Source organism: Pseudacidovorax sp. DMC4 (assembly GCF_056314265.1).
Genome location: NZ_JBQUYR010000002.1, coordinates 59,455 through 82,344 on the forward strand (window position 1 = coordinate 59,455; position 22,890 = coordinate 82,344).

Below are 22,890 nucleotides of genomic sequence, written 5' to 3' on the forward strand. Positions count from 1 at the left end.
ATCTCCATGCGGCAGCGCAGGCGGTGGGCCGGCACGGGCCGGCGACCGCAGTCAGGCGCTGCGGGGTTGCTGGGAAGGGGCTGCCGGCAGCATGGCGGGGTCGCGCAGGATCTGCGCCACATCCGCCTTGATCTGCATGGCGATGCCCGCGGCGAGGTCGAGCCGGCGCAACAGCCAGGGGCTGATGTCCTGATCGAAGGGGTCCGGCAGGGGCACCGGCCCGGAGGACAGCGAGGCCGCCGGGGCGGTATCCGGCGCATCCGCCAGTTCCGCCCGCTCGGGTGCGCCAGCGGGACGAGGCCCGATCGCCTCGTCGATCCGCCGCGCAGCGCGCTCCAGGGGACCCTGGACCTGAGACGGATCCAGCCGGTCGTGCCGCAGCACGAGCATGGACTTCACCGCCGACAGCTGCGCCAGCAGCTGGTAGCTGTGAGCCTGCAGGCGCTCCAGCGGTTCCAGCGGCGGCTGTACGGCACGGGGCTCCGACAGCGAGCGCTGCGTCGCCTGCACCAGCGCCGAGAGGGCATCGAAGGCCTCCCGCCGCGCCAGCCGCCATTCCAGCTCCGGTGCCGTCTCCAGGGCATGCAGCTGGCCGAGCGACAGCGAGAGCCGCGCATGCCGGGCCTGCGCCGCCACCGTCCGCCGCACCAGGGCCGGAATCTGCGTGCGCTCCCAGGATGGCAGCACATAGCAGAAGGCCCACGCCAGCGCGGCGCCGATCAGCGTGTCGGCGATACGCTCCCCGAGCGCGAAGGTGGGCGCGGCGCCGGCATACAGCTGGTGCGCCTGAACCAGCCCCAGCACCGTGGCGGCCACGGCTGTCAGGGTGTATTTGCGCACCGCGAAGCCATGGGCGAAGGCCTGCGCCGCCGTCATGGCCAGTAGCAGCTCGACGGGGCCGGGATGGGTGGCCAGCAGTGCCACGGCGAACAGGCTGCCCACCAGCGTGCCGGCCACGCGCTGGTTGCGCCGCTCCAGCGTCTGCGCCAGGCTGCCGCGCAGCACCACCACGATGGTGAGCAGGATCCAGTAGTCGTGCGAGCCCCAGGGCATCAGCACGGCGATGACGTAGCCGGTGGCCAGTGCCAGCGCGGCGCGGATGGCATGGCGCAGCGGCGGCGCGTCCCAGCGCCAGAGCGCGAGGAAGGGCCGGATCGACCACTCGGTGGGACTGACGAAGACCTGCCAATGCGCGCGGACGACGGCCAGGTCGGGCGCCTCGTCGCCGCGCGCCAGGCGGGCGAGGCGCACCGTCTCATCGTTCAGATGGGCCAGGCGGTTGGCCAGACCGCGGGCCAGTTGGCCGGGGGAGGGGCCGCCGAAGGCCGCCGTCTCGTCGGCGTCCGCAGGGATGGCAGCCAACGCCTGCCGGCGGTCGGCGATGACCGCGGGCCGGCGCATCTGCAGCAAGGCATCGGCCAAGGCCTCGACGTCGTCGGCCATGGCCTCCAGCGCCTGGCGCATGGCCGCCAGCTGGGCGCCGTGGCGTGGATGGCTGCGCAGCGTCTCCAGGTCGAGTTCGCTGGCCAGCAGGTGGTCGCGCATCTCCAGCACCGTCATCAGCATGCCGGCCAGCCGCTGGCGGTAAGGCGTGCGCGGGGATTCGAAGACCAGGTCGCGCGTGGACTGCAGCTGGTCGGCCAGCGCCGCCTGCGCTCGGAGCATGGCGCCGAGCGCCGGCGCGTCGACTTCGCGCACGTCGCTCGATTCGTCCCGGGCGCGGAACTGCCGCGCCTGCGCCCGCATGAGCGCCGCCATCGACAGCAGCAGGTCGGCCATGTACTGCGTGCGGTAGCGCGCGTTGAGCACCAGGTTCATCAGCGTGGCGTAGACCACGTACAGCGCCGAGCCCAGCGCCATGTGCCCCGTGCGGGCCATCGCCTCGCCCAGGCCGGAAGGGGGCCGTGTCGCCATCGAGAACACCATCGCCAGCATCAGCGCGATGGCGATGGGGATGCCCCGCTTGCCCCAGGCCATGGCCAGGAAGGCCAGGAACGAGGCCGGCACCAGCAGCAGGCCCAGCCGCCCCGGCATGGTGTGCAGCATCTGCACCGCGAAGAAAAGTGGCAGGCTGAGCAGGGCCGCGGGCAGCAACTGGCGCAGCTTGCCGCGGCGAGGCGCCGCGCGGTCGGGGGGGCTGGCGACGATGACGCCTGTGGCCGCCGATGCGGCCGCTGCCGCACCCAGCCACAGATGCACACCGCCCGAGATCAACAGCAGGCCGAGGGCCACCGACAGCCCGTTCGTGACGTCGTGGCTGAGGGCGGTGCGCAGGCTGCTGCGCACCTGGGGACGGCCGGCCGTGCTCAGGCTCACGCGCCCGGATTGCCTTCGTTGCTTTCGGGGGCGCGCTTGACGCGCGTCAGCTTGCGGGGCGCGGCGGGGGCGGGCGCCGGTGCCTCGGCGCCGCCTTCGGGCTCGGCCTCTTCGGTGCCCAGGCCCACGGTGGAGCGGGCGTAGATGTCGGCCGAGTCGTCAGCGCCGGCGGCGCGGCGGCTGGGGTCGACCGAGCGGATGCGCTCGGTGGCGGCCAGCTTGTCGTCCACGCCGGCGAACTTGGAGTATTTGCTCAGGATCGGCACCAACTGGCCGTAGATGCGCGGCGTACCGGCCAGCAGTTCGCGCTGGTCCAGGAACTCGCCTTCGCCGGTGAAGTTGCTGATCAGGCCACCCGCCTCGGTCACCAGCAGCGAGCCGGCGGCGGCGTCCCAGATGTTGAGGCCCGTCTCGAAGAAGGCCTCGGTGTAGCCGGCGGCCACATAGGCAAGGTCCAGCGCGGCGGCGCCGGGGCGGCGCAGGCCGGCAGCGCGGGGCATCAGGTCGGCCATGATGGCCAGGTACTGCTTGAAGTTGTCGCCCGTGCGGAAGGGGAAGCCGGTGGAGATCAGGCTCTCGGGCAGGCGGATGCGCTTGGACACGCGGATGCGCCGCTCGTTGAGGTAGGCGCCGCGGCCGCGCGAGGCGGTGAACAGGTCGTTGCGCGTCGGGTCGTAGACCACGGCCTGCTCGATCTTGCCGCGCACCGACAGCGCGATGGACACGCAGTACACGGGGAAGCCGTGGATGAAGTTGGTGGTGCCGTCCAGCGGATCGATGATCCAGACGTATTCGGAATCGCGGGCGCCGTGCTCGCTGCCCGATTCCTCGGCCAGGATGCCGTGGCCGGGATAGGCCGTCAGCAGCGTCTCGATGATGATCGCCTCGGCGGCATGGTCCACCTCGGTCACGAAGTCGTTCACCTGCTTCTGCGAGACGCGCACCGCTTCGACGTCGAGCGCGGCGCGGTTGATGATGGCGCCAGCGGCGCGGGCGGCCTTGATGGCCACGTTGAGCATGGGATGCAGGTTGGACGACATGAGTTGTGCGAGGAACGGGTGCGGGCCCGGCCCGCCAGAGACGCGTCCGGCGATGCGGACGGAAAAGAAGGCGCGCATTTTAGCGGGCAGCGCGTTCGTCGTTCTACAATGAGAACAATTCTCAAAAAGTCTGCAAAGAACGTCTTTGATCGTCAGCCAGACCGGTCGTACCGCCTGACGCGGTGCGCCTTCCGGGCCCAGCCAGCGATGCGAGGGTGCCGGCCTCCGTGCCGGCCTCCCTCGCGTGTCTTGCCTGGAGCCTTGTCCATGTTTCCGACCTGCCGGACCGCCGAGGCGGCCCTTGTCTCGGGGCGCGATGCCGCGCCTTTCCTTACTCACCGGCGCGGCGCCGGCCCGTTTGCGCGGCCGCCGGTCCGCTCGATCCCGGGGGCACTCGCATCCCGGGCGCAGCCGGAGTTCGCGTGGTGAGCGGCGCGATGCCTCTGGCGCAGCAGTGGCTGTCCCGGGCTTGGCAGGCCGGCCCGGTGGTCTCGCGCATCGCCGCAGCCGTGGGCGGCGGCTATGCACTGGGCGCACTCACCAGCGTGGCCGCGCTCGCGCTGCCGGCGAGCCGTCCGCAGGCCGTGTTGGGCGGTGCGTTGGCGAGCTTCGCGGTGTTCGCGGCGGCGGTGATCTGGGTGTTCGCCGCGCGCAGCGCCACGCGGGCCTGGGTCGGGCTGCTGATCGCCGCGCTGCCACTGCTGCTGGCCAGCGCCCGGGTGTGGCGTTTGGGAGTGGGCGGATGAAGAAGCACGCCCCGCCCGCGCGCGGCCTGCGCCAGCGCATGTCCGACCTGCACATCTGGGCCGGCCTGCTGGTCGGCTGGCTGCTCTATGCCATGTTTCTCACCGGCACGGTGAGCTACTTCAAGGAAGAGATCTCGCAGTGGATGCGGCCCGAGGTGCCGCACCGCGCCGACCGCCCCGACCCTGCCACCGTGGCCGAGCGCGTGACGGCCGGCCTGCAGGCGCGCGCCCCGGACAGCACGCAGTGGAGCTTCGCGCTGCCCGACGACCGCAATCCCCTGGCCGACGCCTTCTGGCGCAAGCCGGCCGCGCAGGGGCGCCGCGCCTTCGACAGCGCCAGCTTCGATCCTCACACCGGCCAGGTGGTGGCGGCGCGCGAGACGCGCGGCGGCGAGTTCTTCTACCGCTTCCACTTCCAGTTCCACTACATGCCGGTCCTGTGGGGGCGCTGGCTGGCCGGCATCTGCGCCATGTTCATGCTGGTGGCCATCGTCAGCGGCGTGATCACCCACAAGAAGATCTTCACGGACTTCTTCACCTTCCGATGGGGCAAGGGGCAGCGCTCCTGGCTCGACGCGCACAACGTGCTGTCGGTGCTCGGGTTGCCCTTCCACCTGATGATCACGTACACCGGCCTGGTCACGCTCATGCTGCTGTACATGCCCTTCGGCGAGCAGGCGGCGTTCAAGACGCCGGCCGAGCGCCGCACGCTCACCGCCCAGATGAGCGCCTTCGTCCAGCCGCAGACGCCCAGCGGCCAGGCGGCGCCGCTGGCGCCCATCGGGCCCATGGTTCGGCAGGCGCAGGCGCGCTGGGGCGCCGACGCCCTGGGGCGCGTGACCATCGCCAACCCGGGCGACGCGGTGGCGCGGGTGGTGGTCACGCGCGGCGACGAAGGCCGGGTGTCGGTCAGTCCGCAGTACATGCTCTTCGAAGGCAGCACCGGCCGCCTGCTGGAGGTCAGGGACCGCGTGGGCCCGGCCGCCGAAACCCGCGGCGTGATGTATGCCCTGCACCTCGGCCGCTTCAGCGATGGCGTGACGCGCTGGCTCTACTTCCTCGTCAGCCTGGCGGGCACCGCCATGGTGGGCACGGGCCTGGTGATGTGGACCGTCAAGCGCCGCGCCAGGTTGCCCGATCCTGCGCGGCCGTACTTCGGCTTCTGGCTGGTGGAGCGGCTGAACATCGCCGCCATCGCCGGCCTGTCCATCGCCATGGCCGGCATGCTGTGGGCCAACCGGCTGCTGCCCGTCGGCATGGCGCAGCGCGCCGAATGGGAAGTCGACGTGTTCTTCATGGTCTGGGGGGCAACCCTGGCCTGGGCGCTGCTGCGGCCGGCCCGCCGGGCCTGGATCGAACTGCTGTGGACCGCCGCCGCCGTGCTGGCGCTGCTGCCGGTGCTGAGCTGGCTGACCACAGGTCGCCACCTGCTGGCCAGCCTTCAGGCGGGCGACGGCGTGTTCGCCGGCATGGAGCTGACGCTGTGGGCCCTCGCCGCGCTGCATGCGGTGCTGGCCCTGCGCACGATGCGGCACCAGGCCCGTCTGCCCAGGCCGCGGGCATCGGCGAAGGCGGCCGTCCCGCGGGCGCCGGCCGATGGCCTGGCTGCCGAAGGGGGCCGCTGATGCACGCGCTCGTCATGGCACTGCTGCTCGCCGGTTTCGCGCTGCTGGCCGCGGCGATGGAGCGGCACCAGGACGACCTCTTCGGCCGGCCGCTGCCGGCCCGTCTTACCGCGCTGCTGCGGCTGGGCGGCAGCGCCGCGCTGCTGCTCGGCCTGGCCGCCGCCGTGCAGGCCTGGGGCTGGGCCGTGGGGCTGGTCGTCGGTTGCGGCCACCTGAGCGTCGCGGCCGGTGCGGTGGTGCTGGCGCTGGTGGCCTGGAACCGGCGCCACAGCCGCTGAAGGCGCGCGGCGGCATCACGGCCGCCGCCGCCATCCTCACTCCGCGATCCGGCTGCTGCTGTACTGCGGATCGGCCTGGATTTCCGCGTCGGTGAACGGCACCTTGAGCCACTGCTTGGCGCTGTAGCGCCGGGTGTAGTCGCCGTTGTGCGGCGAGGCCGGATCGTCCGATTGCGAGAAGGTCAGGAAGGTGTGGGCCTGCACGCCCGCCGCGTCGAATTGCACCACCTGCATGTAGCTGTTGCCGTTGGGGTCCCCGTCCATGCTGTAGCCGCCTTGCTCGATGCGCTGCTCGGAACAGGCGATGGTGAAGTAGCCGACATTGCCGCAGCCGCCATAGAGCGGGATGCGCACGCCGCCGCGGGTGGCGAACAGCGTCTCTCCCCGCGGCGCATTGAGCGCGAAGCCACTGGCCTGGATCGCCAGTGTGGCGGCGCCCATCGCCTGACGCAGGCTGGCGGCGGCCGCGGGCTGCAGGTCGCGCGGCGTGTTCAGCGGGTCGGCGGCGTCGAAGGGCACGGCCCACAGCGCGGCCGCGCCGAGCTTCTCGGCCCGGCGCCAGAACTCGTCCCATACATGCGCGCCGCGGGCGTCGGCGTTGCCGGTGGAATCCCAGTTGCGCAGTTGGTCGCAGGCGGCAGCGATGTCCACCGTGCGCGCCGGGGAATAGGTCTGGCCGGTGGCGGCATCGGCGCTCACGCTGACCGTGGTGGGCGCGGTGCAGGCCAGCGTCAGGGCCTGGCTCTTGACCAGCTCCGCGCTGAGCACGCGGCTGCCCAGCACCATGCGCTGCACGATGTCGGGCGTGGCGCGGTTGCCGGCATAGCCGTCGGTGCCGGCCAGTCGTGCGCGGGCCATCAGGTGGCCCATGCGGGTGCGCAGCGACTGCGCCTCCGTGCCGGTCGGGCCGATGATGGACGGATAACCCGTGAGTGGCGCGTCCGGGTTGGCCAGCCAGTAGCTGTCGTTCATGTTGGCGACGTAGTCGTCGCGCAGCAGCCCGGGCATCTGGGTGGCCGGCAGGGCCCCGGGCTGTGCGGCAGCGGGGTCGACCGTCCAGTTGCACGCCGAGCGCGAGCCGTCCAGCACGGGCACGCGGGGCAGGGCCGCCGCCAGCGCGGCGCTGAACGGCGTGGCGCAGGCCGAGAGCTGCGCCGGCGGCACATTGGGCATGGCGCCGATGTCGCCGTACCAGGCCTGGCTGCTGCCGCGGCCCACCGCCACGGTGTTCACCCAGGGGATGGACGATTCCTCCTTCTGGATGGCGATCAGCTCGTCCAGCGACTTCGCCGTGTTCCAGCGCATCCAGGTGCGGAACAGCCGGTAGTTGTCGGCATTGATGTCGCGGATGGCGAAGGCGCTGGTGGCCGACCACGCCAGCGCCGGGTTGAGCGTGCCCAGGTTGACCATGGGCCCGTACTCGCTGCGGTAGAGCGTGCGGGTGACGGGGGCGCCGTCCTTCACGGCGACGGTGATGCGCTGGGCCGTCATCTTCACCTTCTGGCCATCGCGCATATAGGCCGTGGGGTCGTCAGAGGCCAGCGTCAGCTGGAAGAAGCCGAAGCGGCGCGCCGTCGAGACCGTGTGGCTCCAGGCCACCCCGTTGTTGAAGCCGATGAGGATCACCGGGATGCCCAGGAAGGAGCTGCCGCTCACGTCCAGCTCGCCCGGGATGGTCAGCTGCGCCTGGTAGAAGCGGTCGGGCCCGCGCCAGTACCAGTGGGGGTTGCCGAACAGCACCGGCCCGCCGCCGGTGGCCGCGCCTCCGAAGCCGTACATGTTGCTGCCCACCCCGGACTCGCCGCCCACTTCGAGCGCGGGCGCCGCAATGTTCTGCGGGCGCAGCACGGCGTACTGCCGGGCAGGGCTGCGTAGCGTCCGGCGGGTGGTCGTGATGGGCGCCGGCGGCTGGGCGTTGGCGATGGCCGAAAGGAAGTTGCTGTAGCCGGCGGCAAAGTTGGCCTGGTACATCCGGCGCCACAGATCGGCGGTCGTGACCGTCGTGACCCAGGCCTGGTCGCGGCAGGCTGCGTGGCGACCGGGACTGCCGCCCGACTTCAGCTCGCGCACATAGCGGTTGTAGCCGGCGGTGAAGCCTTCCACCATCTGCAGCAGTTTGGCGGGCTGGGCCGCCATCACGGCCTGGATGCGGGCGTCGTCCATCACCTGGCGGTGGAAGAAGTCGGAGTCGATGTTCTTCGGACGGCCGATGGTGCCGCTGGTGGTCACCTGCGCATCCGCGCCCAGCCAGCGCGAGCGCTCGCCGCGGTAGGTGAGGAAGGCATCCGCCATCGTGCACAGCGCATCCTGCGCCTGGGCATAGCCGTAGCCGTAGCCCACGCCACCCCAGTCGGCGGCCTTGATGTGGGGAACGCCCAGTGCGGTGCGGCGGATTTCGGCCTGGTAGGCAGCCGCAGGCGCCGGGGCCGGCGAGGGGGCAGGCGCGGGCGCGGGAACGAAATGGCTGGTGCCGCCGCTGCCGCCACAGGCGGCCAGCGAGGCGATGGCAAGCAGGGTCAAGGGCCGCAGATGGCGGCCGAGCGAAGGGGTCACGGTGGTCTCCTGTTTCTTGTTGGCGGCGTCTTGGCACGCCAGCCGGCAGCGTAGGGCGTCGCACATCCGGTGGCTTGTACATAGCCGCTACTCGGCGGGACGGCGGCGGGCCCGTGCGGTCCGGACGCCCTCCGATGGGCCGGCCTTGCGCGTGCAGGATCAGGTGGGCCAGGCGCGTGTGGCCGCGTCGTCCACCGAGAGCTGCACGCGGCGCGGGTCGGCGAGGAAGGAGGGCGCGAGCCCGAAGCAGGACTGGAAGGTCCGGCTCATGTGCGCCGAGTCCGAGAAGCCGCCGGCCAGCGCCACCTGGGTCAGCGGTGCGCCCTCGCGCATCTGCTGGATCGCGCGGCGGATCTTGGCCCACAGGGCATAGCGCGTCACCGACAGGCCGGCCTGCTCACGGAAGAGGTGCGTGAGCCGGTCGGCCGACAGGCCCGCGATCTCGGCCAATGCAGGCAGGGGACATGCCTGTGGATCGCGGCGGATGGCCGCAGCCACTCGGCAGACGCGCGGGTCGAGGTTGCGCGTGCCTCCCGGGGCTGGCGGCGCGGCGCTGCCGACGATCCGCCGTAGCGCCTCATCGCACAGCGTCTGCAGCTGGATGGCATCGAGCTGGCCGTGCACGGCCCCCTCGCATGGCTGCGCCAGAGGCGCGAGGATGTCGGGCGCCAGCACGTGAATGCGGTTGCTGCCGAGCCGTTTGGCCAACAGACGATGGTTGAGGGCGGCGGGGTCGATGTTGAGCGACAACAGGCCCCAGCGGCTTGCGTCCAGGCGGCGGGCCACCAACGGCGGCACCCAGGCGGCGCTGGCCTGTACCCGCTCGCCATGGCCGGACACCAGCGTGAAGCTCCGGCCGGGAGGTGCGATCAGCACCGTGCCGCTCGCGCGGGCGGTGAGGCCGGAGGCGATGGCGTGAGTGGCGTAGAGGAAGCGGTCTTCCCAGAGATGCAGGTGCGCGTCGGACACGGTGAAGGAGCGAAGCCCGCTCGGAGTGTGCGGTCGCGCCCCTTCCTGGTGCGTCGGCAGAAACCCCGGGGCCGGGGCCCCCGCGTGTCAGTCGCCGAAGGATGCGGCGAGCGGCACGTCGATGACGATGTCGCTGCGCGCCTCGGCCACGCAGGGCAGGATCCAGCCTTCCGCGCGCTCCTCGCGGGTCACCCCCGGCCATTCGATGGTGTGCACCACCGCGCCTTCGCGCACCTGGCACAGGCAGGTGCGGCAGGTGCCGTTGCGGCAGGAGCTCGGAAGCACCGCGCCCGCGTCCTCGGCCGCGCGCAGCAGGCTCCGGCCGGCTTGCGCGGTGAAGCGAAGGCCCGAGGGCTGGATGAGGACGCTGTAGGACATGGCAGCAAGCAGGGGAGGGGCGCAGTGTAGGGGCGGGGGCGACCCGCGCCGGGCGGCGACAATGGCGGCCCGATTTTTTAGAAGTTCTGAATGTCTCCGTACGAAGTCTGCCCCGCCGAAACCCGTGACGCCCGTGCCATCGCCGAGATTCACGCTGCCGCCGCCCGGGCCGCCTACCAGGGGCTGGTGCCCGACGACCAGCTCGACGCGCTGGTCGCGCCCGGCACCCGCGAAGCCAAGTGGCGCCAGGCCATCGAATTCGCCGAGCCGCAGGTGCTGGTGGCCGTGCAGGGCGACCAGGTGGTCGGCTTCGTCGGCTTCGACCGCTCGCGCGATCCCAAGACGCCGCCCACCACCGGCGAAATCTGGGCGCTGTACGTGCATCCCGACCATTGGGGCAAGGGCGTGGCCCTGCAGCTGTGGGATGCTGCCACCGAAGGCCTGGAGGACGAGGGCTGCACCACCGTCACCGCCTGGGTGCCGCTGCGCAACGAGCGCGCCCTCAACTTCTTCGAGCACCAGGTCGGCTTCAAGCGCGACATGAAGACCGCCAAGACCACGGCGCTGAACAGCACGGTGCGCATCGAGGAAGTGCGGCTGAAGCGCACGCTGGGTTGACGTCTGCGCTGACGCAGGACCGGCACGCCGCCCCTTAGGCTCCTGCGCGCAGCGAGCTTGCGCTGTGCCCCTGACCGAGAACTCCCCGCATGGCCTCCAGTCTCCTCCTGTTGCTCGACGACATCGCCACCGTGCTCGACGACGTGTCGGTGCTCACCAAGGTGGCGGCCAAGAAGACCGCCGGTGTGCTCGGCGACGACCTGGCGCTCAATGCTCAGCAGGTGACGGGCGTCAAGGCCAACCGCGAGTTGCCGGTGGTCTGGGGCGTGGCCAAGGGCTCGCTGCTTAACAAGGCCATCCTGGTGCCGGCGGCGCTGGCCATCGCGTCGTGGCTGCCCTGGCTGATCACGCCGCTGCTGATGGTGGGCGGCGCCTTCCTCTGCTTCGAGGGCGTCGAGAAGCTGGCCCACAAGTTCCTGCACAAGGGCGAGGATGCCCAGGCGCGCCGCGAGCATGTGCAGGCCATGGTGGAGGGCGGCGCCGATCCGGCCCAGTTGGAGAAGGACAAGATCAAGGGCGCCATCCGCACCGACTTCATCCTGTCGGCCGAGATCATCGTGATCACGCTGGGCGCAGTGGAAGGCCAGCCATTCCTCACCCAGTTGACGGTGCTGGCCGCCATCGCGGTGTTGATGACCGTGGGCGTCTACGGCCTGGTGGCCGGCATCGTCAAGCTGGACGACCTGGGCCTTTGGCTCACCCGCCGTTCCGGCGCACTGGCGCGCGCCGTGGGCCGCGGCCTGGTGGGCATGGCGCCTTGGCTGATGAAGGCGCTGTCGGTGCTGGGCACGGCCGCGATGTTTCTGGTGGGCGGCGGCATCCTGGTGCACGGCGTGCCGGCCGTGGCCCATGCGGTCGAGGGTTGGGCCCACCCATTCGGCGGATTGCCGGGCACGCTGCTGGGGCTGGCGGCCAATGCGGCCATCGGCATCGTGGCGGGGGCGGTCGTGCTGGCGGTGGTCGAGGTCGCCAAGCGGTTCAAGCCGGGCGCATGAGTGCGCTGGCCGGCGGTGGGTGCAGGCTCGGCGCTCAGCGGCGCCGGCGCCATAGCGCCACGCCCATCAGCGCCACGCCGAGGATCACCGCGAACCAGCCGACGGTCTGGGCGCCGCCGATCATTTCGCGCCAGCCCGGCGACTTGAGCCACATGGGCGCCAGCAGCACCACCACGCCGATGAGGGCGCACATGGCACCGCGCATCAGCATCTGGTCGTCGTTCTTCTTGGCCATGGAATGGGGTCTCGGAAGGGAAAGGGGCTGCCGTGCGGACGAAAAAAAGCGCGGACGTGCCGCGCTTTCGCCATCTGGCAGGCCGATCAACCCTGGTGGGCGCGCTTGCCCGGGTTCTTCTTGCTGCGGGTGGCAGTGCCGCGTTCCAGGCTGCGCTTCTGCCCGCCGCCGCTGCGCATGACGATGGCGCCCGGCAGGGGCTTGGTGGCCTTGCGGTCGGCTTCGGTGACGATCTTGTTGCCCATGGTGAGTACTCCTTGCTGGACGAGGTGACGAAAATGCGAAACCCCGTATTGTGGCGCCTCGCGCCAGGCTTCTGGGCGCGCGACCCTGCAGGGGCTGCCGGATTGCGCTCCAATCGCGCGGCGGCGCCTGTGTCGCCACGCACTTTCCGCATGACTTTTCCTCGTCTCTCCCACCCCGCCTCGGCTGCTTCCTGCCTGGTCGCTGCGCTGTTGGCCGGCGCGATGGCCAGCATGGCGCCGCCCGCCTGGGCGCAGGCCGATGTGCGCGACTTTCCGGCCGCGGCGCTGCGGTTGCTGCAGGCCGAGCAGGCCGCCATCGACCGCGCCGTGGCCGAGCGCGACCGCGACCAGTTCGAGGTCTCCATGGGCCGCACCCTGGCCTTCACCGAGGCCTGGGATTTCAAGAGCCATGCCAACCCGGCCCTGGCGCCCTACGCCGCCTGCACCGAGGCCATTGCCGACCTGCACGTCGTGGGCCTGTGCCGCATGCTGCCTGCCGCAGAAGGCTGCCAGCCTTCGCCCGCGCCACGGCTGGCCGACAACATCAACCGCTGCCGACAACAGGCCACGCCATGAACACCACTGCTTCCCGCCCGCCCATCGAGATCGAGACCGGGCCCAAGCCCTGCGCCACCGTGCTGCTGATGCATGGCCTGGGCGCCGATGGCAACGACTTCGTCCCCATCGTGCGCGAGATGAAGGAGGCATTGGCGCCCATCGGCCCGGTGCGCTTCGTCTTCCCCAACGCGCCGGTCCAGCCCGTGACCATCAACGGCGGCTACGCCATGCCGGCGTGGTACGACATCCTGGGCCCCGGCCGGCCCGAAGACGAGGCCGGCCTGCGCCAGTCCATGGCCACCCTCGAGGGCCTGCTGGCCCATGAGCGCGAGCGCGGGATTCCCAGCGAGCGCACGGTGATCGCCGGCTTCTCCCAGGGCTGTGCCATGGCGCTGCTCACCGGCCTGCGCCATGCATCGCCGCTGGCCGGCATCGTGGGCCTGTCGGGCTACCTGCCGCTGGCGGACCGCACGGCGGCGGAGCGTCATGCGGCCAACCAGGCCACGCCCATCTTCCTGGCCCACGGCACGCGCGACAACGTCGTGGTGTTGCCGCGCGCCGAGCATGCGCGCGACACGCTGCTGGGCCTGGGCCATGCCGTGGAATGGCATGCCTATCCCATGGAGCACAGCGTGTGCATGGAAGAAATCGGCGACATCGCCGCCTTCCTGCAGCGTGTTTTGGCCTGAATCAACGCTGATGCCGCACGAGGACGAGGGGCCCTGAAAAGGGCGAGAGGACCCTCGGCGGCAGGACTCGGCGGCCGGTGTTACCGTCCGCCCCGATCCCCAGATTTGAGACGATGCACATGAACAGACTTCAACAACGTCTGGGCGGCCTGGCGCCGACCCGGCTCCAGGGCATCCGTCGCGGCATCGAGAAGGAAAGCCTGCGCGCGCAGCCGGATGGCAAGCTCGCGCTCACGCCGCATCCGGCCGCGCTGGGCAGCGCGCTCACGCATCCGCACATCACCACGGACTTCAGCGAATCGCAGCTGGAGTTGATCACCGGAGTGCATGCCGATGTCGACGCCTGCCTGGCCGAGTTGACCGAGGTGCACCAGTTCACCTACCGCGTGCTGCGCGAGGCCTGCGGCGAAGAAATGATGTGGGTCTCCAGCATGCCCTGCGGCCTGCCGTCGGACGAGACCATTCCGCTGGGCCGCTACGGCACCTCCAACGTCGGGCGCGCCAAGAGCGTCTACCGCATGGGTCTGGGCCACCGCTATGGCCGGCGCATGCAGACCATCTCGGGCATCCACTACAACTGGTCCCTGCCCGAGGTGTCGAGCGAGGACTACTTCGCGCTGATCCGCAACTTCCGCCGCCAGGCCTTCCTGCTGCTGGTGCTGTTCGGCGCCTCGCCGGCGGTGTGTGCGAGCTTCGTCGAAGGGCGACCGCATGCGCTCGATCCCATCGGCGACTACACCATGCACAAGCCCCATGCGACCTCGCTGCGCATGGGCCGCCTGGGCTACCAGAGCGAGGCGCAGGCCTCGCTGTTCGTGAGCTACAACGGGCTCGACGGCTACGGCGCCTCGCTGGCCGATGCGCTGACGCGGCCCTATGCACCCTACGAGGCCATCGGCGTGCGCAATCTGGGTGGCGAGTACAACCAGCTCGCCACCACGCTGCTGCAGATCGAAAACGAGTTCTACGGCACCATCCGGCCCAAGCGCGTCATCTTCCCGGGCGAGCGTCCGCTGCATGCCTTGCGCGAGCGCGGCGTCGAATACGTGGAGGTGCGCCTCATGGACCTCGACCCCTTCGAGCCGGTGGGCATCAGTGCACAGACCATGCGCTTCCTCGACGTCTTCCTGTTGCAGTGCCTGCTGCGCGAAAGCCCGCCCGACAGCCGCGACGAGATCGTCGAGATGAAGCACAACCAGCATCTGGTGGCCGAGTCCGGCCGCCAGCCCGGCCTGACGCTGCGCCGCGGCGGGCAGGAAGTGCTGCTGGCCGACTGGGGCCGCGAGATCCTGTCCGAATGCCGGCCCATCGCCGAGGCCATGGACGCAGCCCTGGGCGGCGGCGAGGCGCATGCACGCGCCGTCGAGGCGGCCGTCCAGTCGCTCGCGCAGCCCGACACGCTGCCGTCGGCCCGTGTGCTGCAGGCCATGGCGGCCTCGCATGCGGACTCCTTCACCGGCTTCGCGATCGAGCGCTCGCGCCAAGCGCAGCTCGCCTTGCTGGACATGCCCTGGACGCCCGAACAACAGGCGCGTTACGAGGCCATGAGCGCCGACTCCGTCCAGGCCCAGCGGCAGATCGAGGCCGCCGACACGATGCCCTTCGAGGAATACCGCCAGCAGTACACCTCGCCGGGCCGGCTGGGGCTGCGGCCGGTCAAGGGCGACGTGCTGCTCGCCATCTGAGCCCAGGGGGCGCTGGGCGTCCCAGTTCTCCCAGTCACGAATCCGTCACAACCCTGAGCGCCAATCGGGGCCGCCCGCCGCACGGTGCGCGGGCCACAACGACGGATGAAGATGAGCAAGAGAACACGACATGCAATGAGGGGTTGGGCGGCCGTGGCGGGCACGAGCCTGCTGCTGGCGGCCTGCGGTGGCGGTGGCGGCAGCAGTGCCTGGGTGCCGGGCACCGGCACTTCGTCGAGCGGCGGCAGCACCGCGGGCAGCGGCAACACCGGCACGGGCGCCTCGACGCCCACCGCCACGACCGGCTTCTTCCTCGATGCCGCCGTCGAAGGCCTGGACTACCAGGCCGGCAGCGCCACCGTCGCCCAGACGGATGCGCAGGGCCGCTTCCAGTGCAAGCCGGGCGAGACCGTGCGCTTCCGCGCCGGCGCCCTTGAACTCGGCAGCGCCGCCTGCGGCAGCGTGGTCACCCCGCTCACCCTGGCCGGCCTGGCCAATGGCGCCGTCGGCGTGCAGGCCGACGCCGTGGTCAACCGGCTGCTGGCGCTGCAGTCGCTCGATGACGACGGCGATCCGTCCAACGGCATCCGCCTGACCTCCGAGCTCAAGGCCCGCCTCAAGGCCGGCGCGCTCGACTTCTCGGCCACGGCCGCCGACTTCAACACGTCGCTGCAGACGCTGCTGGCCGGCCTGCCGGCGCCCTGGGCGGCGCGCACCGTGGACGACAGCCGCCGCCTGCTGGCGCGGGAGCATTTCGAGAACACGCTCGCCGCCGCCGTGGGTACGCCCGTGGCCTTCCCGTACACGCAGAGCAATGCCCTTGGCACGCTGGGCGTGACCGTGACGCGCTACCAGCTGATGGCCGACGGCAAGTACTACGTGCCCTACGAAGGCACGCAGGCGGCCGTCCGGGCCGACTTTCCGATGGGCTTCCTGCCCGCCTATGGCTCCGGCCTGGCCTTCAAGGGCAAGGCCGACGATGGCGCGCTGGAGTTCTATGCCGTGACCGACCGCGGCCCCAACGGCGACGGCCCCACCGTGCCGGTGCCCGGCGACACCAGCGGTGCGACCAGCGTCAGCAAGGTCTTCCCGGCGCCTTCCTTCACGCCCAGCTTCGGCCTGATCCGCGTGGGCAAGGGCGGCGCCGTGCTGGCCTCGAGCACGCCGCTGCGCGTGGATGCGCAGACCAAGGTCACGGGCCTGCCGCCGAAGGCGGGCAGCGTGGGCTCCACCGGCGAGATCCCGCTGACCGACACCTATGTCTTCGATGCGACCAAGTCGGGCTTCGACGCCAACGGCCTCGACCCCGAATCGATGGTCTACGACAAGGCCCGCAACGTGCTGTGGACCAGCGACGAATACGGCCCCTTCGTGGCTCGCGTCAACATCGCCACCGGCGTGATCGAAAAGAAGTACGCGCCGGGCAACGGCTTGCCGGCCATCTTCGCCAAGCGGCGGCTGAACCGCGGCATGGAAGGCCTGACGCTGGACGTGGCCACCGGCCGTCTGCATGGCTTCCTGCAGAGCCCCATCGATCCCAAGGACGCCAATGGCAAGTCGCTCAAGGCCAAGCCGCCGGGCGGCAGCAACACCGACGTGCGCCACATCGCGAAGTTCGCGCGCTGGGTGGAATTCGATCCGGCGACGGAGACTTCGAAGTCCTATGCCTATCCCATCGATGGCTCGGCCTATGACAAGGACCGCACCGGCAACGCCAAGCTGGGCGACGTGGTCAGCCTGGGCAACGGCCGCTTCATCGTCATCGAGCAGGGCGCGCGCAAGAGCGACGGCAGGGTGATGAACAAGCTGATGCTGGTGGTGCTGCCTGCCGGCGCGACCGACATCGCCGCCATGGACGAGAACCTGGAGATCAGCAGCATCACCCAGGCTGCTTCCAACGGCGCGAACTACGCCAGTGTGGTGCCGATGCAGAAGACCGAGTTGCTGGACCTCAACGCCCTCGGCTGGCTGGCCGAGAAGGCAGAAGGCCTGGCGCTGGTGGACGACAACACGCTGGCTCTGGTCAACGACGACGACTTCGGCCTGTCGACGGTGCTGCTGGATGCCAACGGCAACAAGGTCGACGGCAGCGTCGAGGACTGCACCTTCGACGCCAGCGGCAACATCGTCAGCGGTTGCCCGACGGGCATGGTCAAGGCCCGCATCACGCGCGGCAGCGACCTGGAGCGGCCGACGCGCGTCTGGTTCATCAAGCTGGACCGCGCGCTGTCGGGGCTGCGACTGCCGAGCTGATCCTGCGGGCAGGGCCGGGGTTCACTCCCTCTCCGCTTGCGGGAGGGGGCCCACGGCGGCCCATGACGGACCGCTTGCGGCCAGGACATGCCGCAGGACCCTTGCGGTCCTCCCGGCGTTCAGCCTGCCCGGGTCGGCCACCCCTGCAGATGCCGCTCGGCCAACTGCGTGAGCGCGGCCATCCAGTCGGCGTCCTCGTTCAGGCAGGGGATGTAGTGGAAGGCCTCCCCGCCCGATTCGAGGAAGGCCTCGCGGGCCTCCATGGCGATCTCTTCCAGCGTCTCCAGGCAGTCGGCCGGAAAGCCCGGGCACATCACGTCCACGCTCTTCAGGCCCTGCTTGGCCAGCTCGCGCAAGGTGGGCTCGGTGTAGGGCTGCAGCCATTCGGCGGCGCCGAAGCGCGACTGGAAGGTGGCGCGCCAGGCGTCGGCAGGCAGGCCCAGCCGTGCGGCCAGCAGCTCAGCCGTGCGAAGGCATTGCTGCTCGTAGGGGTCGCCCAGCTTGATGTTGCGCGCCGGGATGCCGTGAAAGCTCATCACCAGCATGGCACCGCGTCCGTGGGCCTGCCAGTGGCGCTCCACGCTGCGGGCCAGCGCATCGATGTAGGCCGGATCGTCGTGGTAGTCGGCCACGAAGCGCAGCTCGGGCACGCGCCGGGCCCGGCCGCACCAGGCGTTGACGGCGTCGACCATGCTGGCCGTGGTGGTGCCCGAGTACTGGGGATAGGCCTGCAGCACCAGCACGCGATGGATGCCGGCGTCCGCCAGCTGCTGCAGCCGCGTCTCGACCGAAGGTTCGCCATAGCGCATCGCGTGCAGCACCTGGACCTGCCCATGTCCGGCCCGGGCGAGGCCTTCACCGAGCAGCCGGGACTGCGCCTCGGTGTGCACGGCCAGTGGCGAGCCCTGCGGCGTCCAGACGGTGGCGTACTTGGCCGCGGACTTGGCGGGGCGCACGCGCAGGATGATGCCGTGCAGGATCGGCAGCCAGGCGGCGCGCGGGATCTCGACCACGCGCGGATCGCCCAGGAACTGGGCCAGGTAGGGCCGCACGGCGGCGGCGGTGGGGGCGGCCGGCGAGCCCAGGTTGCACCAGAGGACGGCCGCGCCGGCGGAAGGGGACGAAGGAGGCATGCGGTATTCTGGTGCATGCCCGAGACATTCACGGCCGGCCTGGACTTGCCGCGCATCGCCGCCATCACCCTGGACCTGGACGACACCCTGTGGCCCGTGTGGCCGACCATCGAGCGCGCCGAAGGCGTTCTGCATCAATGGCTGCAGCAGCATGCGCCACGCACGGCCCAACTGGTGGCCTCGCCAGCCGAACTGCGCGCGCTGCGCATTGCCACCGAGAAGGAGCGCTCCGACCTCGCGCACGACCTGGCCGCCCTGCGGCGCGAATCGATCCGCCTGGCCCTGCGCCGCGCCGGCGAGGACCCGGCCCTGGCTGAGCCCGCCTTCGAGGTCTTCTATGCCGAGCGCCAGCGCGTGGTGCTCTACGAGGACGCGGCCCCGGCCCTCGACTGGCTGGCCGCACGCTATCCGCTGGTGGCGGTCTCCAACGGCAATGCGGACCTGGCGCTCACCGGCGTGGACCGCTGGTTCCGCGGCGGGTTGAGCGCCTACCGCTTCGGCACCGCCAAGCCGCATGCGGCCATCTTCCATGCCGCGGCCGCGTCGGTGGACGTTTCGCCGGAGCAGGTGCTGCATGTGGGCGACGATGCGGCGCTCGATGTGACCGGCGCCCTGAACGCCGGCATGCAGGCCGCCTGGCTGGTGCGCGACGAGCGTCCGTGGGCTGAAGGCGCACGGCCCCAACTGATCGTGCCCGACCTGCGCGCGCTGTGCGTGGCGCTCGGCGCCTCGGCCGACCTGCGCTGAGCCGCGGGCGGCGCCCCGGGGAATCCCTCGGATTTTTCGGGAACCTTTGCGCCGGGCAGGCGCACCCACTGGCGGCCGCGCTGGGACGCGGCCGCTTTTTTTCCCTTTTTCACTCCTCTTTCGACAAAGGACCGATTCCGATGATGTTCACCCGCTCCCTGCGCTGCTCGACCCCCTCCCTCGTGCTGCTGCTGCTGCTGATGCTGGCCACCGTGTCGACGGCCTGGGCCCGGGAAATGGTCAGTGCCGCGCGCGACGGGACCATGCTGCGTGCCGGCCCCGGCACGAAGCACGAGGCGCGCTGGAGCGTGGACCGCGGCTATCCGCTCGAAGTGCTGCGCCGCCAGGGCGGCTGGCTGCAGGTGCGCGACTTCGAGGGCGATCGCAGCTGGGTGGCCCGTTCGGTCACCAACCGCCAGCGGCACGTGGTGTCGACCGCCGCCCGACTCAACATCCGCGCCAGCGCCAGCCTCAAGGCGCGCATCCTGGCCGTGGCCGAGTACGGCGAGGTGCTGCGCGTGATGGGCAGCCAGGGCGACTGGCTCAAGGTGCGCAGCAGCCACGGCCGCGTGGGCTGGGTGTCGAAGAAGCTGACCTGGGGCTACTGAAGCGCTGCGGCCGCGGCCAGCCCGCTGCGCACCGCGCCTTCGAGCGTGGCGGGGTAGGGGCCCTCGACATGGTCGCCGCAGGCCAGCAGGCCCGGCGCCACGGCCATGGTCGGCCGGACCAGGCCCGGTCGGCAGGCGAAAGTGGCGCGCTTCTCGACCACCGTGAGCACGGGGTCGAGCCCCTGCCAACCGAGTTGCGTGGCCGCCTGAATCAGGACCTGGGCGGTGAGCGCCTCCCGGCCGGCACTGCACGCGCTGCAGACGAAGGCGGCCAGGCCCGGCTGGCCTCGCAGGCGCTGCAGGTCGAAGACGAACTGGGCCGGCCGATCGGCGTCGGCATGCAGGGCGCGCAGCGGCGGCCCCTCCGCTAGGCCGTGTGCATGGCGCACATAGACCGTGCCGATGGGCACATGGTCCATCGCCCGTGCCGTGGCTGCCCAGGCGGGCGCGAAGTGCGCGGCCAGCCGGGCGCCTTCCCAGGCGGAGGTCGCCAGCACGACGCGATCGAAGGCTTGGCCGTCGATGCGCCATCCCTCGCCGTCGCGCACGAGGTCATCCACGCGGGTGCCCAGGCGGATCGTCGCCTCGCGCGCGCCCAGCCAGGTGGCCGCGGCGTCGGGCAGCAGGGCGCCCAGGTCGACGCGCGGCAACAGCAGGTCGGCGCCGCCAGGCTCGCCGAAGAGGGCGTCGCGCAGCACGCGCAGGAAGACCGCGCCGCTGGCGTCCTGCACGGGCGTGTTGAGTGCGGACACGCACAGGGGCTCGATCAGCAGCTGCTGCACGGCCGGCGCGAGGTCCCGGCACAGGTCGGCGACGGTGGCGGCGGGATCGCAGGCGAAGCCGGCCCCGCGCCAGCGCCTGGCGGTGCGCAGCAGCGACAGCTTGTCGCGCCAGGTCCATCCGCGCGCGGTGGCGATGGCGACGGCCAGGTCCAGCGGTGGCGGCAGGCCCGCGGGCACGCGCAGCCCGCGGCCGTCGGCATGGCGCATGTCGAGCGGCTGGCGCAGCAGCACGGCCTCGGGCGCGATGTCCAGCTCGCGCATCAGGCCCAGCGTGGCGGTGTAGGCGCCGATCAGGATGTGCTGGCCGTTGTCCAGCGGCAGGCCGTCCGCGTCGACGCGGCGCGCGCGGCCGCCGAGCTGGCGAGCGCTTTCGAAGACGGTGACGCGGGCGCCGGCGCGCGTCGCGGCGACGGCGCAGGCCAGGCCGGCCCAGCCGGCGCCGATGACGGCGAGCTTCATGCGGGCCTGCGCAGCGGCACAGGCGCCCCGACGCCTGGCGCCATGCCGTGCGGTGAGCGCCGAGCGGCCTTCACAGCCGGCCCAGGGCCTGCACCTTCCACGCCAGCCACAGCTTGCGCAGCGGCGTCAGGCCGATGCGCTGGTCCAGCACCTTGAAGTCTTCCGACTCGATCTCTCGCAGCAGCGTGCGGTAGATGCTGGCCATCATCAGCCCGGGCTTCTGGCCGCGGCGGTCGGCGGCCGGCAGCAGCGCCAGCGCTTCGTCGTAGGCCGCATGCGCGCGCTGCGCCTGGAAGCGCATCAGCGCCACGAAGCGCTCGGAATGCACGCGGCCCAGCACCTCGTGCGCCTTGACGTCGAACTGCTGAAGCTCGTTGACCGGCAGGTAGATGCGGCCGCGCCGCGCGTCCTCGCCCACGTCCCGGATGATGTTGGTCAGCTGCAGTGCCAGCCCCAGCTTGTGGGCGTAGGCGGTGGTGGCGGGGTCGGTCTGGCCGAAGATGCGCGCCGCCACCTCCCCCACCACGCCGGCCACCAGGTGGCAGTAGCGCGCGAGGCCGGGGAAGTCGAGATAGCGCGTCTGCTGCAGGTCCATCTCGCAGCCTTCGATCACCTGCTGCAGCTGCACCGCCTCGATGCCGAAGGCGGCGGCATGCGGCATCAGGGCCTTCATCGCCGGATGGCGGGGCTCGCCGGCGAAGGCCTGGGCCACCTCGGTGCGCCACCAGGCCAGCTTGGTGGCGGCCACGCCGGGGTCGGTCACCTCGTCGACCACGTCGTCCACCTCGCGGCAGAAGGCATAGAAGGCGGTGATGGCCGCACGGCGCTCCGGCGGCAGGAAGAGGAAGGCGTAATAGAAGCTGCTGCCCGAGGCGGCGGCCTTGTCCTGGACGTATTGCTCGGGGGTGCTCATTGGGCGCAGGCGGCTCGGAGGGGGCGGGTCATTGGGCCGGCGATTGTCGGGGATCGCCATGACGATGCCGCCGGCTGTGCGGCGCAGCGGATCGGCCGCCTCGGCGGCCGTCGCGCGCGGCGCACCTGCCGGGGCTCAGGCCCGCATGCGCAGGGCGCGCCAGAGCAGTCGCGGCGCATCCGCCTTGCCGACCGTGGGTCGCCGGCGGAAGCTGTCGAAGTCCTGGGCCTCGATTTTGTCGAGGATGGCCAGTCCGCCCTGCACCACCAGCCGCAGCTCCCAGCCGATGCGCCCGGCCAGGCGGTGGACCAGCGGCGCGCCTTCGCGCATCAGCACGCGTGTCCAGCGCACCTCGTCGGCGACCAGCGCCAGGGCCGCGGGCGGCGGCCCGGCACCGTCCAGCGGCGCGAAGCGGGCGAAGTCGGCACGCTGCAGCCCATGCGCGGCGCAGTCCGCGAGCGGCAGGTACAGGCGGCCGCGCGGCAGGTCCACGCTCAGGTCCTGCCAGAAGTTGACGAGCTGCAGGGCGCTGCAGATGGCATCGCTCTGCCGCAGTGCCTGGGCGTCGTGCACGCCGTACAGGTGCAGCAGCAGCCGGCCCACCGGGTCCGCCGAGCGGCGGCAGTAATCCAGCAACTCGGCGCGGTCGGCATAGGCGCGGCCGTCGCGGGTGAAGGCGATGTCCTGGGCGAAGGCGTCGAGCAGGTCGGCCAGCAGCCGGTGGGGCAGGGCGAAGCGGCGCACTTCATGGGCCAGCGGCCCGAAGACCTGGGGCCAGCGTGTCGAGGGGGTCGCATTCGCGAAGACGGCGTCCAGGTCCGCGTGATAGGCGCCCAGCTCGGCCAGCCGCTGCGCCGGCGTGGCATCGCCCTCGTCCGCGATGTCGTCGGCGGTGCGGGCGAAGTGGTAGATGGCGGCGATCGGCGGCCGCAGCCGCGGCGGACACAGCCACGATGCGACGGGGAAGTTCTCGTAGTGGTCGGGCGCCGCGGCCTGGGCAGGCATCGGCGGGGCGGGGGCGGGAGGCATCCGGGCATTGTGCGCGGCACCTGTGGCTTTCCTGAC

At 71.4% G+C, this 22,890-nt stretch carries 22 protein-coding genes; 11 read left to right on the forward strand and 11 right to left on the reverse strand.

The features are described from left to right. Positions 1 to 51: 51 nt before the first annotated feature. Together ACT54X_RS03920 and ACT54X_RS03925 are read right to left on the reverse strand one after the other, a co-directional pair. Entirely contained in the window at positions 52 to 2,316 is a 2,265-nt protein-coding gene (locus tag ACT54X_RS03920) for an FUSC family protein (RefSeq protein ID WP_476345147.1), read from the reverse strand. Next, positions 2,313 to 3,356 carry an inositol monophosphatase family protein gene (locus ACT54X_RS03925; RefSeq protein WP_294373092.1) on the reverse strand — a complete coding sequence of 348 codons (1,044 nt, stop codon included), beginning with the start codon at positions 3,354 to 3,356 and terminating at the stop codon, positions 2,313 to 2,315. The genes ACT54X_RS03920 and ACT54X_RS03925 overlap by 4 nt, the downstream gene beginning before the upstream one ends. Positions 3,357 to 3,793: 437 nt before the next feature. Here ACT54X_RS03925 and ACT54X_RS03930 point away from each other — a divergent pair, with 437 nt between their 5' ends. The 3 genes from ACT54X_RS03930 to ACT54X_RS03940 are packed head-to-tail and all read left to right on the forward strand — an operon-like array spanning position 3,794 to position 6,005. Beyond that, the gene (locus ACT54X_RS03930; RefSeq protein WP_294373260.1) at positions 3,794 to 4,102 is read left to right on the forward strand and encodes a DUF3649 domain-containing protein; all 309 of its coding nucleotides are present in this window, start codon (positions 3,794 to 3,796) and stop codon (positions 4,100 to 4,102) included. Next, entirely contained in the window at positions 4,099 to 5,727 is a 1,629-nt protein-coding gene (locus ACT54X_RS03935; protein WP_476345149.1) for a PepSY-associated TM helix domain-containing protein, read from the forward strand. The genes ACT54X_RS03930 and ACT54X_RS03935 overlap by 4 nt, the downstream gene beginning before the upstream one ends. Beyond that, positions 5,727 to 6,005: a DUF3325 domain-containing protein gene (locus tag ACT54X_RS03940; protein WP_476345151.1), complete on the forward strand. Its 279-nt coding sequence runs from the start codon at positions 5,727 to 5,729 to the stop codon at positions 6,003 to 6,005. Before ACT54X_RS03935 ends, ACT54X_RS03940 begins: the two co-directional genes overlap by 1 nt. 36 nt (positions 6,006 to 6,041) lie before the next feature. On the opposite strand, the gene ACT54X_RS03945 is transcribed toward ACT54X_RS03940, so the two are convergent. The 3 genes from ACT54X_RS03945 to ACT54X_RS03955 all read right to left on the reverse strand — a co-directional run bounded on the left by ACT54X_RS03945 (position 6,042) and on the right by ACT54X_RS03955 (position 9,905). Further along, positions 6,042 to 8,558 carry a penicillin acylase family protein gene (locus ACT54X_RS03945; RefSeq protein ID WP_476345153.1) on the reverse strand — a complete coding sequence of 839 codons (2,517 nt, stop codon included), beginning with the start codon at positions 8,556 to 8,558 and terminating at the stop codon, positions 6,042 to 6,044. 159 nt (positions 8,559 to 8,717) lie between these two features. Next, entirely contained in the window at positions 8,718 to 9,527 is an 810-nt protein-coding gene (locus tag ACT54X_RS03950; RefSeq protein ID WP_476345155.1) for a helix-turn-helix domain-containing protein, read from the reverse strand. Positions 9,528 to 9,614: 87 nt separating this feature from the next. After that, positions 9,615 to 9,905 carry a 2Fe-2S iron-sulfur cluster-binding protein gene (locus tag ACT54X_RS03955; protein ID WP_294373101.1) on the reverse strand — a complete coding sequence of 97 codons (291 nt, stop codon included), beginning with the start codon at positions 9,903 to 9,905 and terminating at the stop codon, positions 9,615 to 9,617. Between the two features lie 90 nt (positions 9,906 to 9,995). Here ACT54X_RS03955 and ACT54X_RS03960 point away from each other — a divergent pair, with 90 nt between their 5' ends. Together ACT54X_RS03960 and ACT54X_RS03965 are read left to right on the forward strand one after the other, a co-directional pair. Continuing rightward, positions 9,996 to 10,523, forward strand: a complete 528-nt coding sequence (locus tag ACT54X_RS03960; RefSeq protein WP_294373103.1) for a GNAT family N-acetyltransferase — start codon at positions 9,996 to 9,998, stop codon at positions 10,521 to 10,523. 89 nt (positions 10,524 to 10,612) lie between these two features. Further along, positions 10,613 to 11,518, forward strand: a complete 906-nt coding sequence (locus ACT54X_RS03965; protein WP_294373105.1) for a DUF808 domain-containing protein — start codon at positions 10,613 to 10,615, stop codon at positions 11,516 to 11,518. Positions 11,519 to 11,552: 34 nt separating this feature from the next. Here the strand turns inward: ACT54X_RS03965 and ACT54X_RS03970 are convergent, their stop codons facing one another. Both ACT54X_RS03970 and ACT54X_RS03975 read right to left on the reverse strand, forming a co-directional pair. Beyond that, positions 11,553 to 11,753 carry a hypothetical protein gene (locus tag ACT54X_RS03970; RefSeq protein WP_294373107.1) on the reverse strand — a complete coding sequence of 67 codons (201 nt, stop codon included), beginning with the start codon at positions 11,751 to 11,753 and terminating at the stop codon, positions 11,553 to 11,555. A gap of 86 nt (positions 11,754 to 11,839) precedes the next feature. After that, positions 11,840 to 11,998 (reverse strand): hypothetical protein, encoded by a 159-nt coding sequence (locus ACT54X_RS03975; RefSeq protein ID WP_017759941.1) that lies wholly within the window; start codon positions 11,996 to 11,998, stop codon positions 11,840 to 11,842. A gap of 150 nt (positions 11,999 to 12,148) precedes the next feature. On the opposite strand from ACT54X_RS03975, the gene ACT54X_RS03980 reads away from it, so the two are divergent. From ACT54X_RS03980 to ACT54X_RS03995, 4 genes are all read left to right on the forward strand, one after another. Then, entirely contained in the window at positions 12,149 to 12,574 is a 426-nt protein-coding gene (locus ACT54X_RS03980) for a hypothetical protein (RefSeq protein ID WP_294373110.1), read from the forward strand. Next, on the forward strand, positions 12,571 to 13,245 hold the full coding sequence (locus ACT54X_RS03985; RefSeq protein ID WP_476345159.1) for an alpha/beta hydrolase: 675 nt from the start codon (positions 12,571 to 12,573) through the stop codon (positions 13,243 to 13,245). Before ACT54X_RS03980 ends, ACT54X_RS03985 begins: the two co-directional genes overlap by 4 nt. 119 nt (positions 13,246 to 13,364) lie before the next feature. Next, positions 13,365 to 14,930 carry a glutamate--cysteine ligase gene (gene gshA, locus ACT54X_RS03990; RefSeq protein ID WP_476345161.1) on the forward strand — a complete coding sequence of 522 codons (1,566 nt, stop codon included), beginning with the start codon at positions 13,365 to 13,367 and terminating at the stop codon, positions 14,928 to 14,930. 135 nt (positions 14,931 to 15,065) lie between these two features. Further along, positions 15,066 to 17,183 carry an esterase-like activity of phytase family protein gene (locus tag ACT54X_RS03995; protein WP_476345163.1) on the forward strand — a complete coding sequence of 706 codons (2,118 nt, stop codon included), beginning with the start codon at positions 15,066 to 15,068 and terminating at the stop codon, positions 17,181 to 17,183. Between the two features lie 119 nt (positions 17,184 to 17,302). Here ACT54X_RS03995 and hemH read toward each other — a convergent pair whose 3' ends face one another. Continuing rightward, positions 17,303 to 18,316 carry a ferrochelatase gene (gene hemH, locus ACT54X_RS04000; RefSeq protein WP_476345165.1) on the reverse strand — a complete coding sequence of 338 codons (1,014 nt, stop codon included), beginning with the start codon at positions 18,314 to 18,316 and terminating at the stop codon, positions 17,303 to 17,305. A 15-nt stretch (positions 18,317 to 18,331) separates the two neighbouring features. Here hemH and ACT54X_RS04005 point away from each other — a divergent pair, with 15 nt between their 5' ends. Continuing rightward, entirely contained in the window at positions 18,332 to 19,063 is a 732-nt protein-coding gene (locus tag ACT54X_RS04005; RefSeq protein WP_294373119.1) for an HAD-IA family hydrolase, read from the forward strand. A gap of 140 nt (positions 19,064 to 19,203) precedes the next feature. After that, entirely contained in the window at positions 19,204 to 19,671 is a 468-nt protein-coding gene (locus ACT54X_RS04010) for an SH3 domain-containing protein (protein ID WP_476345167.1), read from the forward strand. Here ACT54X_RS04010 and hpnE read toward each other — a convergent pair. From hpnE to hpnC, 3 genes are all read right to left on the reverse strand, one after another. Next, positions 19,665 to 20,912 carry a hydroxysqualene dehydroxylase HpnE gene (hpnE, locus tag ACT54X_RS04015; RefSeq protein ID WP_476345169.1) on the reverse strand — a complete coding sequence of 416 codons (1,248 nt, stop codon included), beginning with the start codon at positions 20,910 to 20,912 and terminating at the stop codon, positions 19,665 to 19,667. The genes ACT54X_RS04010 and hpnE overlap by 7 nt on opposite strands. Before the next feature lie 70 nt (positions 20,913 to 20,982). Further along, a complete protein-coding gene (gene hpnD, locus ACT54X_RS04020; protein ID WP_294373124.1) occupies positions 20,983 to 21,825 on the reverse strand; it encodes a presqualene diphosphate synthase HpnD in 843 nt (280 codons plus the stop codon). Between the two features lie 135 nt (positions 21,826 to 21,960). Beyond that, positions 21,961 to 22,830: a squalene synthase HpnC gene (hpnC, locus tag ACT54X_RS04025; RefSeq protein WP_354320988.1), complete on the reverse strand. Its 870-nt coding sequence runs from the start codon at positions 22,828 to 22,830 to the stop codon at positions 21,961 to 21,963. Positions 22,831 to 22,890 lie beyond the last annotated feature (60 nt).

Bases quoted from the DNA above. Each gene is read 5' to 3' on its own strand.
- ACT54X_RS03970 (WP_294373107.1), bottom strand. From the start codon at position 11,753: ATGGCCAAGAAGAACGACGACCAGATGCTGATGCGCGGTGCCATGTGC.
- ACT54X_RS03955 (WP_294373101.1), bottom strand. From the start codon at position 9,905: ATGTCCTACAGCGTCCTCATCCAGCCCTCGGGCCTTCGCTTCACCGCG.
- ACT54X_RS03995 (WP_476345163.1), top strand. From the start codon at position 15,066: ATGAGGGGTTGGGCGGCCGTGGCGGGCACGAGCCTGCTGCTGGCGGCC.
- ACT54X_RS03980 (WP_294373110.1), top strand. From the start codon at position 12,149: ATGACTTTTCCTCGTCTCTCCCACCCCGCCTCGGCTGCTTCCTGCCTG.
- ACT54X_RS03935 (WP_476345149.1), top strand. From the start codon at position 4,099: ATGAAGAAGCACGCCCCGCCCGCGCGCGGCCTGCGCCAGCGCATGTCC.
- gshA (WP_476345161.1), top strand. From the start codon at position 13,365: ATGAACAGACTTCAACAACGTCTGGGCGGCCTGGCGCCGACCCGGCTC.
- ACT54X_RS03930 (WP_294373260.1), top strand. From the start codon at position 3,794: ATGCCTCTGGCGCAGCAGTGGCTGTCCCGGGCTTGGCAGGCCGGCCCG.
- ACT54X_RS03960 (WP_294373103.1), top strand. From the start codon at position 9,996: ATGTCTCCGTACGAAGTCTGCCCCGCCGAAACCCGTGACGCCCGTGCC.
- hpnD (WP_294373124.1), bottom strand. From the start codon at position 21,825: ATGAGCACCCCCGAGCAATACGTCCAGGACAAGGCCGCCGCCTCGGGC.
- hpnE (WP_476345169.1), bottom strand. From the start codon at position 20,912: ATGAAGCTCGCCGTCATCGGCGCCGGCTGGGCCGGCCTGGCCTGCGCC.
- ACT54X_RS03925 (WP_294373092.1), bottom strand. From the start codon at position 3,356: ATGTCGTCCAACCTGCATCCCATGCTCAACGTGGCCATCAAGGCCGCC.
- ACT54X_RS04005 (WP_294373119.1), top strand. From the start codon at position 18,332: ATGCCCGAGACATTCACGGCCGGCCTGGACTTGCCGCGCATCGCCGCC.
- ACT54X_RS03965 (WP_294373105.1), top strand. From the start codon at position 10,613: ATGGCCTCCAGTCTCCTCCTGTTGCTCGACGACATCGCCACCGTGCTC.
- ACT54X_RS03975 (WP_017759941.1), bottom strand. From the start codon at position 11,998: ATGGGCAACAAGATCGTCACCGAAGCCGACCGCAAGGCCACCAAGCCC.
- ACT54X_RS04010 (WP_476345167.1), top strand. From the start codon at position 19,204: ATGATGTTCACCCGCTCCCTGCGCTGCTCGACCCCCTCCCTCGTGCTG.
- ACT54X_RS03985 (WP_476345159.1), top strand. From the start codon at position 12,571: ATGAACACCACTGCTTCCCGCCCGCCCATCGAGATCGAGACCGGGCCC.
- hpnC (WP_354320988.1), bottom strand. From the start codon at position 22,830: ATGCCTGCCCAGGCCGCGGCGCCCGACCACTACGAGAACTTCCCCGTC.
- ACT54X_RS03940 (WP_476345151.1), top strand. From the start codon at position 5,727: ATGCACGCGCTCGTCATGGCACTGCTGCTCGCCGGTTTCGCGCTGCTG.
- hemH (WP_476345165.1), bottom strand. From the start codon at position 18,316: ATGCCTCCTTCGTCCCCTTCCGCCGGCGCGGCCGTCCTCTGGTGCAAC.